We start from the raw sequence: 17,824 nt of genomic DNA, 5'->3' as shown, positions 1-17,824 counted from the left end.
ACTATTGTAATCCCTCTATCGCTTTCAATTCCATTTTCTCAGCTAATAACTGCATATCATTGCTCACTTTTTTATCAATAATTTTCGCATAATGCTGAGTGATCTTGATGCTCTTATGCCCAAGCATTTTGCTGACACTCTCGATAGGAACGTCATTATTTAGAGTCACCGTAGTAGCAAAAGTATGTCTTGCTATGTGGTATGTAAGTGTTTTTGCTATCCCACATAGATCGGCTATTTCCTTCAAATAAGAGTTCATTTTCTGATTACTCAGCACTGGGAAGGCTTTGTTATTGGCTGCACACTTAGAATGACTTCTGTAACGTTCTAAAATAACTTGCGCCTGCGGCAATAGGGGAATGCGGGTAGATGTATCGGTCTTTTGCCGGAAGGTAAATATCCATTGATTGCCGTCAACCCCCTTCGATATGCGTTCCCTAGTTAGGTTGAAAACATCTATGAATGCCAAACCAGTATAGCAGCTGAAAAGGAAGATATCACGCACTTGGCTTATGCGGTCAACTGCAAATTTCTTGTTTGCCAGTCTTTGCAATTCCTCTTCGCTGAGATATTCGCGAACCACATCACGCTTGGTCATTTTGAATCCATAAAATGGGTCTTTAGGGAGCCAGCCGTTTTTCAAGCAGATGTTGATAATCTTTCTGAGATTGGCAATGTACTTTATGGCACTGTTATGCCCGCATTTCCGCGCGCTCTTCAACCAAAATTCCATATCGCTTACGAACTCAAACGTCAGACTTTTTAGTTCAATATCCTCCTTCCCGTATTTCCATTCGATGAACCTCCGCGTATGGTCTAAGGTAGTCTTATACCGCTCAATGGTCCCTTCTGCGTAGTCCATATCTACCAATGCCGCTATCTTGTCGTTGTGTTCCTTAAATACCTGTAGCAGGGTGCGCTGCTTCTCTTCCTGTCCTGTAAGTATTTTCTCGATTTCAGATACCGTCACTTGCAGCCCTGCTTCGGTAAGCCTAAGACGAGCATTTTGAACGTCTCTCTCAAGTGCATCTAAATAGGCGTTTAAGGTCCTTGATGACTCATTGGTGCCCTTTGCGCGCTGCGCCTGCTTATTCCATCGTTCTTGCTCCCAAAACTGCTTAGTATGGATATCCTTGCGTTCGCCGTCAACGGTAATGCGGAGGTAAACCGGTAGCGTCTGCTGCTCCACACCGGTACGCTTTTTCAGATAGAAAAGAATCGCGAAACTCTTGCTGATCATATGGTCTGTTTTAATTGGTTACAAAGTTCTCAGTGTAGCCATTAGCAGACAAGACATTTAGCCAGTAAACATGTTCATAATCAACAGATTACAAATTTCCAGGTGAGCATTTTTTGATTTTTCTTTTTGCTCACCTCCGTGTTCACCTGAGTATTGCGCGAATTCGAACGTTTTGATATGGGGGCTAAAACACAAAAGCCCTGAAATCATAGATTTCAAGGCTTTTGTTTCGATCTGATATCGATATCAGCGGAGAGAGAGGGATTCGAACCCCCGAACCTGTTACAGTTAACGGTTTTCAAGACCGCCGCGTTCGACCACTCTGCCATCTCTCCAGGGACAAAATTATATAAGCAGGCCGATTTTCAAAAATATTTTCAACAATAAGCCACATATTTTAAAACAGAAAGTCTGCAGGAGGGTCCAAACGCAGTACAGGCAAGGGTTTTAGCCTTGCCTGTACACTTTGTGAAGTATGATGTATGGAGTTGTGTACCGATGATATCAGGGTAATTTCAACACTATCCTATCGAGGCTTTCCTGTGCTAGTGGGTGGTAGTTCTCTTTGTACCTGGTATATAGTTTCCGGGCCATCTCCTGCCCTTCGGGGGTCTTCATCATTTGTATGTACAGCGGCTCCAGGAATTTGCGCCTGCCTACTGTGCTCAGGAAACGCTCCATGGCCGGATAGGCAGGGCGGTAATTGGCCCTTATGGCTATGAGGTACCATTCATCGGCCAGCTCGCTATTGCCTGTAGTAGAGAAGTTGAAAGCGCGGTCGAGCAGCACCATCTTGTCGGCACGGAGCGTATCGGGCATGCCGCGCAGAAAGTGCAGCCACTCATGCGCGCTCCAGTTCACAAAAGCTATTTGTTCGGCCGGCATACCGGACAGGAATTTGGTGCGTTCGGCATCTACCTTGCTGAACAGCTCCTGCCTGGCACGGGGACAGTTGGCAGGTATACCCGGTCCGTATACCCATTCATCTATGTTCAGCGCTTTGCGCAATACCGTATCTTTCTTTATGAGCACGGTATCCATATAATTCAGGAAGGTCTCGGTAGTGATGGTGCGGAATGCGTTGGCATCGAAGTACTTTACGAGAAATTTATCGAAACGGTCGCGGCTGGCGGCTTTTTCTATCATTTTCAGGAAGTGGCAGCCTTTTTCGTAAGGTATACTGTTGAGGCCATCATCGGGATCGCGGCCTTTGAGGTCCAGCTTCAGCCATGTATCGCGGCTATCAGCTCCTAGGGCCATCACCTCGTTCTGCAGGTCCTGGTAACCCAGTTCCCAAAGCATGTCAGAATAGCTTTCGCCCATCATCTGCTCCATGATGCGCCTTTCAAAATAGTTGGTAAATCCCTCATTGAGCCAGAAATCGTTCCATGTGGCATTGGTAACGAGGTTGCCACTCCAGCTATGGGCCAGCTCGTGCGCTACCAGGCTCACCAGCGAGCGGTCTCCCGCTATGATGGTAGGCGTAAGGAAGGTGAGTTTGGGATTCTCCATGCCTCCTATAGGGAAGCCGGGCGGCAGTACCACTACATCATATCTGCCCCAGCGATAGGCGCCATAAAGTTGTTCGGCACTGCCTACCATACGGCCCACGTTCTCGAATTCCCAGCGGGCCTTGTCTATCATGCCCTTTTCGGCGTATACGCCTGTGCGGTCGTCTATACCCTTGAAGGCAAGATCGCCCACGGCCAGCGCCATCAGGTAGGCTGGTATGGGTATGGGCATGCGAAAGTTGTAAACACCCGTATCGTTCACCACATCGCTGTTCTCGGCGCTCATCAGCGCCATAAGCCCCTGAGGCACCGTGACACGGGCAGTATAGGTGAACCGTATACCCGGCCCATCAGGGCAGGGTATCCACGAGCGGGCGTATATGGACTCGGATTGCGTATACAGGAAGGGAGCCCTCTTGTCGTGGGTCTGCTGCGGATCGAGCCACTGCAGTGCACGCGCCCTGGGGCCGGTCTTGTAATGCACCATCACGAACTTGGTATTCTCGTTGATAGGTATGTGCAGTGCGCTACCCAGGAACTTGATAGGGCTATCCAACTGGTAGCCTGCCAAATGGCCATCTACCATTACGCTATCTATGGTAAGGTCGTAGGTGTCCAGTATCAGCTCTTTCTGATGATGGTTGTTGTTTATGGTCCAGAGAGCGTTACCCGATATCTGCCTGTTCACCATGTCCACGGCTATGTCCAGGTGCAGGTGGCGTACCGCAACGCTGTCGGCATTGGAGAGGGTATGTTCATCTACCCACTCTTTAGGGTCTACCACCTTCAATGTGGAAGCCACTTGCTCGGGCTTGCTGAAACAACCTGCGAATAAGAGAACGACACCAGTGGCAAAAAAGAGGTTCTTAAGCATATGTAGTGGTCAGGCGAGTTGTGCAGGGCATAAAAAGACCTATTGGCCACCCCGAACTTTAATGATGTGCAAATTTACATAAAGCATTGATAATATCGTGTTGCGAGGCAGGGCCTAACATCCCATTTCGCACAAATGTGCGTAACTTGCATGTTCTTCGTATCATGTCGTTAAAAGGCAAAAAGATAATAGTGGCGGCCACGGGAAGTATAGCCGCATATAAGATACCCCATTTCGTGAGGCTGCTGGTAAAAGCAGGCGCCGAGGTGCAGGTATTGCTTACGGCATCGGCAGCAGGTTTTGTGAGCCCGCTGGCGCTGTCCACAGTATCGGGAAGGCCCGTACTGGCCGATGTGGCTGACGGCGCTACCTGGAACAACCATGTGGCCCTGGGCCTGTGGGCCGATGCCATGGTGATAGCCCCATGCAGCACCAATACATTAGGTAAGCTGGCCAATGGCCTGTGCGACAATATAGTATGTGCCGTTTATCTTTCGGCCAGGTGCCCTGTGTTCATAGCGCCGGCCATGGACGAGGATATGTGGCACCACCCTTCTACCCAGGCTAATATGGGCCGGGTACAGGCATATGGCAACCACATACTGCCATCGGAATATGGTGAGCTTGCCAGCGGGCTCGTAGGTATGGGCCGCATGGCCGAGCCGGAGCATATGCTGCAGATGCTCGCCAAATTCTTTACTACCGACAGGCCGCTAAAGGGCAAAAAAGCCATCGTGACCGCAGGACCTACTTACGAACGTATAGACCCGGTACGCTTCATAGGGAATTTCTCTACAGGCAAAATGGGTGTGGCACTGGCAGAGGCACTTACCGAGGCAGGCGCCGAAGTGAACCTTGTAGCAGGGCCCGGAGTGCAGGCGCCACATGGCAAAGGCATAACAATGACCGCAGTGGAAAGCGCACACGATATGTACGAGGCCGTAATGGCCCATGCTGCAGATGCGCACATAATGGTGCTGGCCGCAGCCGTAGCCGACTACCGGCCGGAGACCATGGCGACCGGTAAGATAAAAAAAAGCGATACGGGCCTTACCCTCACCCTGACGAAGACAGACGATATACTGGCCTCGCTGGGCAAAATAAAACAACCATGGCAGACGTTAGTAGGTTTTGCGCTGGAAACAGATAACGAGCTGGAGAACGCCGCAAAGAAACTAAATGGCAAGAATGCCGACATGATAGTGCTGAACTCGCTGCGCGATGCAGGCGCCGGTTTCGGGCATGAGACCAATAAAGTGACACTGCTGACCGCAGGGCAGGAACCAGTGACCCTGCCATTGCAAAGCAAGCGCGATACTGCAAAAGCCATTATAGACCATATGATACAGATAAGACATGCTGAGGAAACTGTTTAGTATAGGTATATTGCTGGTATGGTGTGTGGCGGCACAGGCACAGGAGCTGAACTGCAAGGTTACCGTGAAGCGGATAGACAGTCGCGACAGGGCCATAACCGGTGTAGACCCCGAGCTGTTCACTAATATGCAGCGTGCCGTGACCGAGCTGGTGAATTCGCGCCGGTGGACGACCGATGACTATGCTACTACCGAAAAAATAGACTGCAACATTTTCATAACCATCACCGGCAACAATATTGGCGGCGACCCCAATACTTTCTCAGGCACCTTCAGCATACAGGCGGCGAGGCCCGTATACAACTCTTCTTACACCAGCACCATAGTGAACTATGTGGACAGGGACCTCACCTTCAAGTATTCACAGTTCAACCCGCTGAACTTTGACGATAACCGCGCTTTCGGATCCGATCCGTTGAGCTCGAACCTTACTGCAGTGGTAGGCTATTATGTATACCTGGTTCTGGCAATGGACTATGACAGCTTTTCGCCACTGGGGGGCACCAACTACCTGAAAAAGGCGCAGAACATAGTGAATAGTGCGCCGGACAACATAAAGGGAATAAACGGCTGGCAAGCCAAGGAGAACAACCGCAACCGCTACTGGCTGGTAGACCAGTTGCTGAACCAGCGTTTCCAGGAGGCGCGCAACTTCTGGTACATCATGCACCGCGAGGGGCTGGACAGTATGTCTATGAAACCTACAGATGCACGCGCGCGCATAATGACGAATGTGAAAAAGCTGTACCAGGTGAACAGGGAGAACCCTAACTCTGTAGCTATACAATTCCTGCTAAGCTCCAAAGGCGAGGAATTTCTGCGTATGCTGGAGGCTACGCCCCGCTCGGAAAGGCAGCAGTACATATCTATGCTGGCTGTGATAGATGTACCCAACTCCAACAAATACAACGCCCTGAAATGACCCTCTACCCTGTACTATCGTATACTATGCTTAACCGTGTAATGGCCTTTCTGCTGTTATGCGGCATAGCAGGTATGGCATCGTGCACATATTTCGATAAAAGCAAGGATAACCATTTGCCCCGCGAAAAAATGCGCAGCATACTGCTGGACCTGAGCATTGCCGAAAGCTACAGTGCTATAGTAAAAGATACCACACGCAAGCCCGGTGTGAAAAGCCCCGATTCGCTGGCGGCATATTACAAGATCATCTTCGACAAGCACCACATGACCAAGGGAACCTTCGACAGCAGCCTGGCATGGTACAAGCAGCACCCTACGGAGTTCGACTCGCTGCTGACATCTATAATACCAACAGCGACCCGCTGGCGCGACTCTGCAGCAAAGAAGTAGAAGAGGAAGTATAAAGTAGAAAGTGGAAAGCACAAAGCTATTGAGCAAGTACTGTTCAAGCCACTCTTACCATGTTTCTTTGACGACCCTATTCAGGCCACACGAAGCTGATGCTCTTCTTCATATCGGGATGCAGGCTGATGAAGACAGGGCAGGTATGGGCTATCTGCTCTATCTTGAACCTCTGCTTGTCGGTGAATGGCTTGCTTTTAGGAAAGCTCATCACCACCACTATCTCGGCTATACGGCGCGGGTCGGAGGCCATTATCTTGGTCACCTCGCATTCGGAGCCATCCAGGTCCAGGTCGTGTATGGGAGCAGCTATACCCATAGTGGTGACCATGCAGGTGGCAAGCGCTACGGCCACAAGGTCGGTAGGTGAGAAACGTTCGCCCTTTCCCTTGTTATCTACCGGCGCATCGGTCTCTATAGACGTGCCCGAACGTACATGGGTAGCAGTAGTGCGCAGGTCGCCGTTGTATACTATGTGAGCTGTCATCAGCGTGTTTTTTTGTTAAATTTACATACTACTATCCGCCTACGAAAAGTTTATTTTTTCATATGGGTGTTCATTCGTAATTTTAAAACAACTATGCCCCGAATACTAAAAGTGGCCTCATTGGTGCTGCTGTGCAGTTCAGCAGTGCATACCTATGGGCAGGGTAGCTCTACCCCACCCGATGTAGGTAAGACCCTCGTAAAAGTGGTGCCACCCACAATAAAACCTATCAAGGCAGAGATCAGTTTTGGCTACCGGCTGGGTAGTGATGGCTGGAGCCTGTACATGGATTATGGCAAGATACGATCGCGGCAGGCGAAAATGTCTGATATGTTCCATGATGTGCGGCTGCTGCAATTGGAATTCTCTGAAAAGAAGCATCCCAAACAGCAAAAGATAGCGGCACCGGATAACGGATCGGGCAACTCGTCCAACTACGTTTATGGCAAGATCAATAACTTCTATGGTGTAAAGGCTGGTATAGGTATGCGCAGAATGCTGGCAGGCAAACCGGACCCGGGCTGCGTTTCCATTCACTGGACCACTATAATAGGCCCTGCGCTGGGATTGCTGAAACCATACTATATAGTGACCGATGCCAATGCAGGGGGCATAAAATTCTCTGAGCAAACGCAAGATGCCTTCCTGGATACGCGCAATATTACCGGCAGCGGAGGCTTCAGTATGGGGCTGAGCGAAGTAAAGGCCATTCCCGGCGGGCACCTGAAGACGCTGCTGCACTTCGATTTTGCGGCCAACCGCAAGACCGTTACGGCCATAGAAACAGGTGCATCGGTAGAATATTATGCCGAAGCGATACCATTGATGTTCAACCAACCTTCCAGCCCATATTTTGTGAACCTGTTCGTAGCGTTCCAATTTGGCAAACGCTGGTGATGGTCGTAACTTGCACCCATTATGCAGGAATTGCCGGTGATCAGTTCAGTACTAGCGACAGAGGAAACGCGCGTGAAAAAGCCTAACTGGCTGCGTGTGAAACTACCTATTGGCGAGAATTACCGCCATGTACGCAACCTTGTAGATACGCACAAGCTTCATACCATTTGCGAGAGCGGCAACTGCCCCAATATGGGCGAGTGCTGGGGCGAGGGTACAGCCACCTTTATGATACTGGGCAATATCTGCACCCGTTCTTGCGGATTTTGCGCTGTGGCCACCGGCCGTCCCGATCCTGTGGATTGGGACGAACCCCAGCGTGTGGCAGAGGCCATATACCTGATGAAGGTGAAGCATGCCGTTATCACATCGGTAGACAGGGACGAGCTGAAAGATGGCGGATCGATAATATGGGCCAATACCATAAAGGCTGTACGCGCCCTGAACCCCGAGACCACACTGGAGACCCTGATACCCGACTTCAAAGGGGAGAAAGACAATATACAACGCCTGATAGATGTGGCGCCGGAAGTGGTGTCGCACAATATAGAGACCGTAGAGCGCCTGACCCGAAAAGTGCGCATACAGGCCAAATACCACCGCAGCATGGAAGTGATACGCACCCTGAAGGATGGCGGTATGCGTACCAAAAGCGGTATAATGCTGGGCCTGGGCGAGGAAAAGGAAGAAGTACTGCAGACCCTGCGCGATCTGGCCGATAATGGCTGTGATGTAGTGACCATGGGCCAATACCTGCAGCCTACGCAAAAGCACCTGCCCGTGGTGCGCTTCGTGCATCCTGACGAATTTGCTTTCTACCGCGAAGAGGGTTATAAGATGGGTATAGACTATGTGGAAAGCGGGCCACTGGTACGCTCGTCCTACCATAGCGAGCGCCATGTGTTCGCAGGTGAGGGTCGTGCCGCCTGGTTGCGTTCTAAAGAGATGGAGCAATAATTGCTTTATCGATATTCATTCAGTAGGCCATACTCATATAAAGTATGGCCTATTTTATTGTGCCTAAGAACCGGCCTCTGACAACAAAAAAACGCCTCCGTTTCCGAAGGCGCTGCACCAAACCTATCTCACTATATTCTTTACTATTAGTTGTAGTTCACCGTTACGGGTACACCGGTAGCGTTGGTGTACAGACCAGATGCCTGACCGGCAGCTACGTTCAGGGTAGCACCTACGTTCAGGGTCTCAGTACCACCTGCGCTCAGGGTACCTGTGGCAGAAGGTGAGCTTGTGAAGTTATCAACGGTCATGTTGTGTGTAGCACCGTCAGTTATTGTGCAAGAAGTAGGAAGAGTTATTGCGTAAGTATAACCACCCTGACCAGAAACCGTGAAGCTGGCAGCAGAAACGGTACCTGTAGTAGCAGGAAGGGTAACACCACCTGCACCGCCTGTGGTACGGGTACCTGCAGGGGCCAGAACGGCAGTACCGGCTATAGTTGCAGACACGGCCACATTACCGAAGTTCATGTCTACTGTCTTAACGATAGATATCGGAGTGATGATGTTGGCAGATGCAGAAGCAGTTGCGGTTGCCTGTGCGAAAGAGCTGCTAGAGAAAGAAACCAGTGCAACAGTAGCGAGAGCGAGAGACTTGAAGATGTTTTTCATTGTAGTTCGTTTTTGTTTGTTTGTTAGTGTTTTTGTTTGTTTGCCTGCCTGCCGCAGGTAGGTTTGACAGGTATATAACCAACGCTGTGCCAGAAATATAAAATGTTGAAAATCAAATGATTGAATTTTGGCACAGTGTGCCAATTGTCTACACATAGGATAGAAATTCCAAAAAACGGACAATAAAACAAAAATGGAAGGAATAAAAGGTCAATTATCCAGTACAGGCAGGATATATATCTTGCCATTGCCGCCGGCCAGTATGGTAAGCGCTCCTTTACGCGCGCGGCGGGCCACATGTAGCTGTTTTTCGTCGGAGAACGGCGTCCAGGTATCGCCATCATCGTGAGATATATCTATACCGGCAGGGCCTACGGCCAATATGGAACGAGACGATATGGCCGCAAGGCATTCCCTGTAGCCGCGGGTGGTGATGCGGGGCGTACGCCAGTGCCCTCCGGCATCGTATGTATAAAAGAGGTTGGCAGTGCGAAGGGTATCCTGCATGTAATTGCCGCCTGCTATCACCCAGTGTTTGCGGCCAAGCGGCAGTACCGAAAAGATGCCTGTGCCACTCATGCCCTGTAGTATGGGTGTACCGATGCTGCGCCAGCTCTTACCGCCATTACGCGACAGGAACAGGCGCGATACTTTGCCGCCTGTGGCTATAAGCACACGCCTGCGGCCGAAATACCTGATGCATGTGCCACTGGCCGCAAAGGAAGCCTCGCCGCTGCACAATAGCGGTCGGTCGGCATAGGGGTATTCTTTCCATGTAACACCACCATCGGTGGTATGGAGCATTAGCATATGGCCAGCTATGGGGTCGCCATAGACAATACCTTTTTTGCCTTGCATATCTATCCCATCTATAAAGGCGGAGGTATCGTGGTTCTCGTACAGCTTTTGCCATGTACTGCCACCATCGGTAGTGCGCAGTATATAGGCTGGTGCACCGGCATTGGCTATTATAGCAGTATTGGCATCTATGGCATATATACTGCGGAAGTCGCACTGCTCGTAGCCCACGGGCCGGGCGAACTTCCAGGTATTGCCACCATCGGTACTTTTGCCTACCCAGCCTTTGCTGCCACTTATCCATGCCACACTATCGTCTACCACAGACAGCCCGCGGAACGATGCCTGTACCTTTGTATCAACTGACCGCCAACCCACATGCTGGGCATGCGAGGTATAGGATAACACCAGTAAGAACAGAAGACAACGATACATATGATGCGATGATAAAGATAGACTATGCTGGCAGAAGATCGCAGAACCAGAAGCCGCTCTTGCTTCCCGCATTGTCGTACTCGCGGTATACGGTCTCGCCTATGGAAAATGGCACAGGCTCTTTGAAAAATGGCGCATAGTAGCAGAATGTGTGGAACTCGCCGTTCTCACCACAAGGGTCTACGTTGACGGGCAGGTCATCCAGGAAACTCCTATCCAGCTCGCGCCCTACGAAAGACCTATCGAGCAGGGAGGCATTCACGCATACCGTAATGGCCCTGAAGCCCGATGTTATGAACTCCGCCATCAGCTCGCGTGTATCTCTCTTCCATAGTGGAAAGACGGTCTTCATACCCACTGTCGCCAACTGGTCTTCGCGGTACCGGCGCAGGTCTTCGAGAAAGATATCACCGAATGCGGCCACTTCGCACCCCATGGCCTTTAGCTGTGCTACTTTACCACCTGCCAGCCGTTCATACTCCTCGTTAGTAGGTTGTTCCGGCAATTCGATACGGAGGGCAGAAATGCCTATGGCATCTACCTGCCGCTGCAACAATGCCGTGCGTACGCCATGCATACTTACCCTGTCGTGATGTGCATTCACAGATGTGAGCAGGTGCGCCACACTATAGCGGTCATCGCGCAGCAGGGCATTCAGCGCCATGGCCGAGTCTTTGCCGGTGCTCCAGTTGAAATAGGTCTTTAGTGGCATGGTGTGTCTTTGTAGCTAGCGTATCACATACCTGCAGGTCGCTTATGCTTCCACCTGCGGTGCGACCACAGCCATGTTACAGGATGGGCAATGATGTCTTTTTCCAGGCGGCGTGTATGCAGTTCCGATATATAGCCATCCGGCTTGCTGGCAGGATCTTCCAGCAGCATTTCGGCATGCATCTCGTAGTAGCCTCTCTTTATCTTCTTTATATGCACATACACTATGGGGCTGCCCAGCTTCGATGCTATTATCTCGGTGCCCTTGAAAACGGGTGTATCCTGGTTCAGGAAGGTGGTCCAGTAGGCATTGTCGGGCTGGGGGGTCTGGTCGGCTATGAAGGCGGTGGCATTCGCCCCCTTGCGGTTGCCCAGCATTTCCCTGAAGGTGTTCTTCATGGCTATGAGCTTTGTACCGAAACGGGTGCGCATGTGGTACATAAGCCCATCGAAGTATTTATTGCGTAGCGGGTGGTATATGACATACAACTGCTGTGTACACGACAGGCTGAAGGTATTGCCCCCCCACTCCCAGTTGCCCAGGTGACCCATTACCAGTATCACACTTTTATTTTCGTTATTCAACCTATCAAATAAGGCTTTCGATCCGGGGGAGAGCGAGCAGCGCTGCAACATTGTCTGCGGGCTTATGGTAAGGGTCTTGAAGGTCTCCAGGAACATATCGCACAGGTGGTGGTAATATGCCTTGCAGAGGGTATTTATCTCCTGTTCGCTTTTATGGGGAAAGGCATTGCGCAGGTTCTGCCGCACCACATCTTTGCGATAGCCTGCCACACGGTACAGCAGGAAGAACACAAGGTCGGAAAAGAGATAAAGCAGCGGAAAGGGCAGCAGCGACAGCAGGTAAATGAACGGTAGAGCGATGTAATAGGTTAGCGCCTGCAAGGTCTCAAGACATTTTGTGCAAAATTAGTCTTTCCGGGGAATACATGAGTGGGCACCGGTCATGCCTTACGCATCACGCCTATGGCCATGAGCACCCACGCTATAATGAAGAACACACCACCTATAGGCGTAAGCACACCCAATGGCCCGATGCTGCCACCATAGATACCCGAAAATACTATGGCATATAAAGAACCGCTGAACAGCGCTATACCTATGATGAAGAGCAGTGTGGCCAGCTTCATTTGCCGTACAGGGTACTGGGCATATAGTATACCTGCGATGATGAGGGCTATACTGTGATAGAAGTGGTAGCGTACCCCGGTCTCGAACACCTGCAGCCTTTCGGGCGTTACCAGCGACTTGAGACCATGTGCGCCGAAAGCGCCAAGTATCACTGCCAGTGCGGCCAGTATGGCCCCTATGGTTATAGCCTGCTTATACATTGCCAAGAATTTCGTCAAAGGTAGTGAGGGAAATGTCTTTGGCCTGTAAAATATAGTGGGCCTGCTCGTAGTATGGTCTTCGCAGTTGCAGCAGGCGTTCCATCTGGTAGCGTACCGATGTGGTCTTGCCCAGCAGGGGACGAATATCGCCATCGCGCTGCACATTGCTGTAGAGATACTCAAGGTCTGCCTCCAGGTATACCACTATGCCTGCCATCTTCATGGTGCGCATATTGCCCGAGAAGCAGGGTGTACCGCCACCGCATGCTATCACCACCCTATTGTCGGTGCTGCCTATGAGCCTGATGAGGTATTTGTTCTCCAGGTCGCGGAAGGTCTCTTCACTAACCTCTTGTATGAGCTGCGCAACGCTTTTGCCCTCGTTGCTGCTGATATACTCATCCAGATCGATGAAGGGCAGACCGTAGTGTGCAGCTATGCGCCGGCCCCAGTAGGTCTTTCCTGCGCCCGGCATACCTGCCAGAAAAATGCGATACGAAGCAGAGGTGTTCTGACTCATGATATATCCACTGCAAAATAGACAAAAGACAGAGAAAAAGATAACCTATGGCAACACATGCCCCTAATGCAGCACAGACCGCAGCACAGGTAGCGACCTGATGTTGCCCAGATGCTGTGTATACTGCTGCAGAAAGGCTATGTACCAGTCTATAAGCCTGCTGCGCATTTCGCTGTTTATGGCAATGCCCTGTATGGCATCATGGTCGTTGGCAAGCAACACCTGGTGCAGTGCAAAGGCATCTTCGGTGGTGGTATAGGGCGGGTATGCTGGCGGATGCGCCGAGAAACCACCATACTCGCGGTCCAGGTAGGGAGTAGCGGGACCATAGCTGCCGCGGGGATCGTACCCCAGCAACCTGCTGCACAGCGCAAGGAACCATAAGGGATAATTGGCCACATGGCGGGGATCGGCGGTATCGAGCGATATGAGGTATTTACTGGCAGCGGTGAAGAGGTCGGGCAAAGGGGCATGCTCTGGAAGGAGGCGCAGCATGAGCTCTGCAGAGAACATAAGAATGCTGTTCTTGGTAACGCTCTCGTGTACCGATGTGTAGATATAGGCCGCATGGTACTCGCGTATCAGTTGCATGTTCTTGCCATGCTGCATGTATACTACCATATCCAGCAGGGTGCCGGGCTGAAAATAACTGGCCCTGTTGCGGGTTGCACCGGTCACGCGCACACCCTTTACCATATATGCCTGTATACCGAACTGCTCTGTGAATATAGTGACCACAAGGCTGGTGTCGCCATATTTTACCGGGCGCAGTACTATACCTTGTGTTTTGTGTAGCATAGGTGTTACTTCAGCAATACCAGCTTGCCGGTATAGGTCTCCTCGCCATTGCTGTCTGATGCGAAGATAAGATATACACCGCTCTGCGGCCTGCGGCCTGTATGGTCCAGGCCGTTCCAGATGGCCTGGCCGCCAAGGGCCTTGGTACGGTACACCAGTTGGCCGTTGATGTCGGTGATGCGCACATCGGCATTGGCCACAAGACCTTTTATAGCCACTGTACCCGTATAACCCGATGGCACAGGATTGGGGAAGGAGATAATGTTCTCGTTCTTGGTACCACCTTCGGTAGCTGTACTGCGGTAGCTTACCAGGCCCTGCTCTGTACCTATGTACACATCACCGGTAAGCTTATCTACCGCTATCTTCTGTATATGGTCCGACGGCAGGGGGCTGTTATCGGTAGTGAAACGGTATACTATCTTGCCGGCATCGGGCGATAGCAGCCATACACCATCGTCGGTACCTACCCACTTGCGGTTGGCGCCATCTACGGCTATGGTGCGCACATTGTTACCTGCAAAGAGGTAACCTGCATACTGGTCGTACTGTACTATGGGTATCTCCGCATCGCAGGGAGGCGTCTGTGAGAGGGGGAAGGAACAATTGCTGACTATGCCTATACCATTGGCGGTACCTATCCAGATATTGTTGTTGTTGTCCTTGGCCAGGCAGTTAACAGTATTAGATGGCAGGTTGCCATATCCCTTGCCCGACACCAGGTGGTAGCTGGCATCGTCCGTCCTGTCGGCAGGGGTACCATTGAAGTTGTATACCGATACACCGCTACCATTGTAGCCTGCGAACCATACCTGGTCATTATCATCCACTACAAGGGGGCCGCCGAATTGCGCACCCGGCACACTGAATTTCGTCCACTCGTTCTCCGGTGTCTTTACATATAGCTGGTGGCTTGGCGAGAACATGGTAGATACCCAGAGGTTGCCATAGCTATCGAGCCCCAGGCCCGCTACCTGCGCACGGCCCTCGCCCTGCGATATGCTGTTATCGAATACAGAGGGCGCCGTATAGGCCTGGGTACTCTCATCGCTGTTCTTTACAAAAAGGCCATTCAGGAAAGAGCCTGCGTATAGGGTGCCGGTCTTTTCGTCTTTAAGCAGTACGCTGATATCTGTTATGGTATCGAACGCCCTGTATAAGCCACGGGCATAATATTTCCATTTCTCGTCCCTGAAATTGCTGATGCTGGCGTAATTCTTTGCCGGCAGGAACTTTTCGTTGAAACCGCCATGCGCTATCCACAGATCGCGGCCGTATGCATACAGGTCGAACGAATTGACATTGATAGGCCCCTCGGGGGTAATGTAGCCCAGGTCGCCATTGCTGTGCCTTTTCAGCAGCCCACCGAACTCATCGGCAATGAAAAGGGTACCATCGAGTGTCTGGATCGCCTGCGCGGCCTTATTGCCTGGAAGGCGCACCGAGTCGTACATGCCCTGTGCGCTGTTATATAGCTTTATGTATCCGCTAAAGGAGCCCGTATCGTATTCACTTACCAGCAGCCTGCCCATACCGGCATCTATATGCATGATGCCCATGCGCGAACTGTATATTTCTGATACTATGCCATTGGTGGCCTTGTACAGCTTTTTATCGGTAGACAGGTAGAGCTCATTGTCGTACCCGGCTATGCAGATGTAATTTTTGCCTGTGTCCACCCGTTTCCATGCCAGGAAGTTCTGTAGCTCGTTGCTGTTCTTATTGGCGCTGTACATACCATTGACGGTAATGGCGTATAACGAGTCGCCCTGCGACCAGATACCCTTCACGGCCATCACCTGGTTGTTCACGTTGAACTCATAGGTCTCTTTTATGCTTTGTTTGGCAAGGTCTATCACCACTACACCTATAGATGTGCTGAGGTAGGCATTGCCATTGAGAATATATATGGCATATACTTCCTTGGAGCCTGCTATGGTCTTTATCTTCAGATCGGGCACATTATAGAAGGTATTATCCTTGAAAAGGTCTACGTTGCCATTAGAGTATACCAGCACGGCGGTAGAGGTGGCATGATCGTAACCTATACACTGCATACCTATGTCAGACATACCCTCTACCTTGCTGTAGGCATCTACCTGGCCATTGTGTGCATCTACGGTATAAAAAGCCTTGTCGGTTATGGTATAGAGCACATTGCCACTGGTGGCCACACCAAAGGCCGAACTGTAGGACATGAAGGAACGCCACGAGCCGATGGGCTGGTTCTGGGCAAAAGCATCAGTAACTGAGAAGAAACAAAGGACCGCAAACGCAACTATAGACCTGGATAGATTCATTCGGACGAAAGTATTGACAAGAGTGTAAAAATAACGCAATAAGCGATGCGGATATTGTTCTCAGGTGTAGGTAAGGGTCAGGCCAGCAGCAGGGCCGCAATGGTAAATACAGCGAACACCACACTGGCTATGCCATTTGTATTGGCAAAGGCCATGCCCACTTTGCTCAGGTCATTAGGCTTCACAAGCATGTGCTGGTATACCAGCAGCGCCGCATAGAAGGCAGCACCTGTCCAATAAATAAGATGCATACTTCCCTCTATACCAGCCCATATGACAAAAGCGGCCGAAAGAACGTGCAACAGAGAGGACACATAGAGCGCGTTGCGCACACCCAGTGCGGCCGGTATGGAATGCAGCTTCTGGCTGCGATCGAACTCTTCATCCTGCAGGGCATAAATGATATCGAACCCGGCCACCCAGGTAAGTACCGCGAAAGAGAAAAGCAGGGGGAACAATGCAAAATGCCCCGTAACTGCCAGGTAGGCGCCAATGGGCGAAAGAGAAAGCCCCACACCCAGCACCAGGTGGCACAATGCCGTGAAGCGCTTGGTATAGCTATAGAACAGCACCACGAACAGGGCCACGAACGAAAGGCTGAAACAGGCCGTATTGATGGTATAGGTAGTGGCAATGAACAGCAAACAATTGATGATAGTGAAAACAAGCGCGCTGCGCGGCGATATGGCCCCGGCGGGTATCTCGCGCATGGCGGTACGGGGGTTGAGGGCATCGAAGCGGCGATCGAGGTAGCGATTGAAGGCCATGGCAGCGCTGCGGGCAAATACCATACACAGCAGCATCTTTACCAGCAATGGCCACTGGAACACCTGGCCTGTACCCTGGCGAACGAGCTCTAGCGTGCCGATAGTGAACCCTATGAACGCGAACGGCAGCGCGAAAATGGTGTGGCTGAACTTGATAAGCGAAAGGTACCTGCGTACCTTGCCCGGATGCGATACTGCGGTCTGCATCTTGTTAGTTTATATCTGCCTCTATGCCTATGGATACGGCCTCCGGCAGCGAATTGGCGTGTACAATGATGTTCTTCTGCTGAAAACCCGATTTGCCCGAGGTATTGAACACAACGGTTATCTCCCCGTCTCCGCCGGGAGCTATGGGCTCTTCGGGGAAGTTGGGCACGGTGCATCCGCAGGTAACGTCGGTCTTGGCTATCATAAGCGGGTGGAAGCCCGTGTTCTTGAACTTGAAATTGTGCTTCAGCACCTTGCCTTCAGGCTGCTTGCCAAAGTTGTACTTTGTTTCGTAGAACTGAAGCGTGGTCTTTGGCATTTCGGCCACACGCTGGCTGCGCGTCATGGTCTGCTCGGGATATATCTCGCCACGGTACACCTCACCATCCTTGCTGTAGAAGATACCTTCTCCCCCACCCCTGAACCTTCTGAAGAGCGCATTGCGGCTGACACCCGTAAGTTCTATGATGACCAAGGTGAACACAGAAAGTGTAAGCACGGTAAGCAATATCGCCCGGTAATTCTTTTCCATCTTTCTAAATAGCTATTACTACAGGCAAAGATAAGTATTAAAATATCCTGCGCAGAGACCGTTCA

Annotated in this window: 18 protein-coding genes and 1 tRNA gene; 5 read left to right on the top strand and 14 right to left on the bottom strand. The window is 51.1% G+C overall.

Annotated features, from left to right (window positions below; translation table 11 throughout):
- Position 1 precedes the first annotated feature (1 nt).
- The 3 genes from ABD843_RS03640 to ABD843_RS03630 form a co-directional block, all read right to left on the bottom strand.
- Complete coding sequence (locus ABD843_RS03640; RefSeq protein ID WP_345078651.1) at positions 2–1,240, bottom strand: site-specific integrase; 1,239 nt, start codon at positions 1,238–1,240, stop codon at positions 2–4.
- A gap of 250 nt (positions 1,241–1,490) precedes the next feature.
- Positions 1,491–1,575 (bottom strand) — tRNA-Ser (locus ABD843_RS03635).
- Positions 1,576–1,744: 169 nt separating this feature from the next.
- On the bottom strand, positions 1,745–3,625 hold the full coding sequence (locus ABD843_RS03630) for a M1 family metallopeptidase (protein ID WP_345078649.1): 1,881 nt from the start codon (positions 3,623–3,625) through the stop codon (positions 1,745–1,747).
- Positions 3,626–3,789: 164 nt separating this feature from the next.
- Between ABD843_RS03630 and coaBC the strand changes: the two genes are divergently transcribed.
- The 3 genes from coaBC to ABD843_RS03615 are packed head-to-tail and all read left to right on the top strand — an operon-like array spanning position 3,790 to position 6,315.
- The gene (gene coaBC / locus ABD843_RS03625; RefSeq protein WP_345078646.1) at positions 3,790–5,001 is read left to right on the top strand and encodes a bifunctional phosphopantothenoylcysteine decarboxylase/phosphopantothenate--cysteine ligase CoaBC; all 1,212 of its coding nucleotides are present in this window, start codon (positions 3,790–3,792) and stop codon (positions 4,999–5,001) included.
- Positions 4,982–5,923, top strand: a complete 942-nt coding sequence (gene porD / locus ABD843_RS03620) for a type IX secretion system protein PorD (RefSeq protein WP_345078643.1) — start codon at positions 4,982–4,984, stop codon at positions 5,921–5,923. Before coaBC ends, porD begins: the two co-directional genes overlap by 20 nt.
- A gap of 26 nt (positions 5,924–5,949) precedes the next feature.
- Positions 5,950–6,315, top strand: a complete 366-nt coding sequence (locus ABD843_RS03615; protein WP_345078640.1) for a DUF4296 domain-containing protein — start codon at positions 5,950–5,952, stop codon at positions 6,313–6,315.
- Positions 6,316–6,403: 88 nt separating this feature from the next.
- Here the strand turns inward: ABD843_RS03615 and ABD843_RS03610 are convergent, their stop codons facing one another.
- Positions 6,404–6,814, bottom strand: coding sequence for an OsmC family protein (locus tag ABD843_RS03610; protein WP_345078637.1), 411 nt, complete (start codon positions 6,812–6,814; stop codon positions 6,404–6,406).
- Between the two features lie 93 nt (positions 6,815–6,907).
- On the opposite strand from ABD843_RS03610, the gene ABD843_RS03605 reads away from it, so the two are divergent.
- Together ABD843_RS03605 and lipA are read left to right on the top strand one after the other, a co-directional pair.
- Positions 6,908–7,711 (top strand): hypothetical protein, encoded by an 804-nt coding sequence (locus ABD843_RS03605; RefSeq protein ID WP_345078634.1) that lies wholly within the window; start codon positions 6,908–6,910, stop codon positions 7,709–7,711.
- A gap of 21 nt (positions 7,712–7,732) precedes the next feature.
- Entirely contained in the window at positions 7,733–8,668 is a 936-nt protein-coding gene (lipA, locus tag ABD843_RS03600) for a lipoyl synthase (RefSeq protein WP_345078631.1), read from the top strand.
- Between the two features lie 146 nt (positions 8,669–8,814).
- Here the strand turns inward: lipA and ABD843_RS03595 are convergent, their stop codons facing one another.
- The 10 genes from ABD843_RS03595 to ABD843_RS03550 all read right to left on the bottom strand — a co-directional run bounded on the left by ABD843_RS03595 (position 8,815) and on the right by ABD843_RS03550 (position 17,759).
- Positions 8,815–9,339: a DUF4402 domain-containing protein gene (locus ABD843_RS03595; RefSeq protein WP_345078628.1), complete on the bottom strand. Its 525-nt coding sequence runs from the start codon at positions 9,337–9,339 to the stop codon at positions 8,815–8,817.
- 210 nt (positions 9,340–9,549) lie between these two features.
- Complete coding sequence (locus ABD843_RS03590) at positions 9,550–10,572, bottom strand: WD40/YVTN/BNR-like repeat-containing protein (RefSeq protein WP_345078625.1); 1,023 nt, start codon at positions 10,570–10,572, stop codon at positions 9,550–9,552.
- 22 nt (positions 10,573–10,594) lie between these two features.
- Positions 10,595–11,284 (bottom strand): Dph6-related ATP pyrophosphatase, encoded by a 690-nt coding sequence (locus tag ABD843_RS03585; protein ID WP_345078622.1) that lies wholly within the window; start codon positions 11,282–11,284, stop codon positions 10,595–10,597.
- A 23-nt stretch (positions 11,285–11,307) separates the two neighbouring features.
- The gene (locus ABD843_RS03580; RefSeq protein ID WP_345078619.1) at positions 11,308–12,189 is read right to left on the bottom strand and encodes a lysophospholipid acyltransferase family protein; all 882 of its coding nucleotides are present in this window, start codon (positions 12,187–12,189) and stop codon (positions 11,308–11,310) included.
- Positions 12,190–12,248: 59 nt separating this feature from the next.
- Positions 12,249–12,635: a DUF423 domain-containing protein gene (locus tag ABD843_RS03575; protein WP_345078616.1), complete on the bottom strand. Its 387-nt coding sequence runs from the start codon at positions 12,633–12,635 to the stop codon at positions 12,249–12,251.
- Positions 12,628–13,155, bottom strand: a complete 528-nt coding sequence (locus ABD843_RS03570; protein ID WP_345078613.1) for a shikimate kinase — start codon at positions 13,153–13,155, stop codon at positions 12,628–12,630. Before ABD843_RS03570 ends, ABD843_RS03575 begins: the two co-directional genes overlap by 8 nt.
- 63 nt (positions 13,156–13,218) lie before the next feature.
- Entirely contained in the window at positions 13,219–13,953 is a 735-nt protein-coding gene (gene recO / locus ABD843_RS03565; RefSeq protein WP_345078610.1) for a DNA repair protein RecO, read from the bottom strand.
- A gap of 5 nt (positions 13,954–13,958) precedes the next feature.
- Complete coding sequence (porZ, locus tag ABD843_RS03560) at positions 13,959–16,253, bottom strand: type IX secretion system anionic LPS delivery protein PorZ (protein ID WP_345078607.1); 2,295 nt, start codon at positions 16,251–16,253, stop codon at positions 13,959–13,961.
- A 77-nt stretch (positions 16,254–16,330) separates the two neighbouring features.
- Positions 16,331–17,227 carry a UbiA-like polyprenyltransferase gene (locus tag ABD843_RS03555; protein WP_345078604.1) on the bottom strand — a complete coding sequence of 299 codons (897 nt, stop codon included), beginning with the start codon at positions 17,225–17,227 and terminating at the stop codon, positions 16,331–16,333.
- 4 nt (positions 17,228–17,231) lie between these two features.
- The gene (locus ABD843_RS03550; protein ID WP_345078601.1) at positions 17,232–17,759 is read right to left on the bottom strand and encodes a DUF1573 domain-containing protein; all 528 of its coding nucleotides are present in this window, start codon (positions 17,757–17,759) and stop codon (positions 17,232–17,234) included.
- Positions 17,760–17,824 lie beyond the last annotated feature (65 nt).

Origin of the sequence: Nemorincola caseinilytica, assembly GCF_039540515.1 — a bacterium.
Classification (GTDB): domain Bacteria; phylum Bacteroidota; class Bacteroidia; order Chitinophagales; family Chitinophagaceae; genus Nemorincola; species Nemorincola caseinilytica.
Note: the sequence above shows the minus strand (reverse complement) of the source record. Positions and strands in the feature narration are given on the sequence as shown.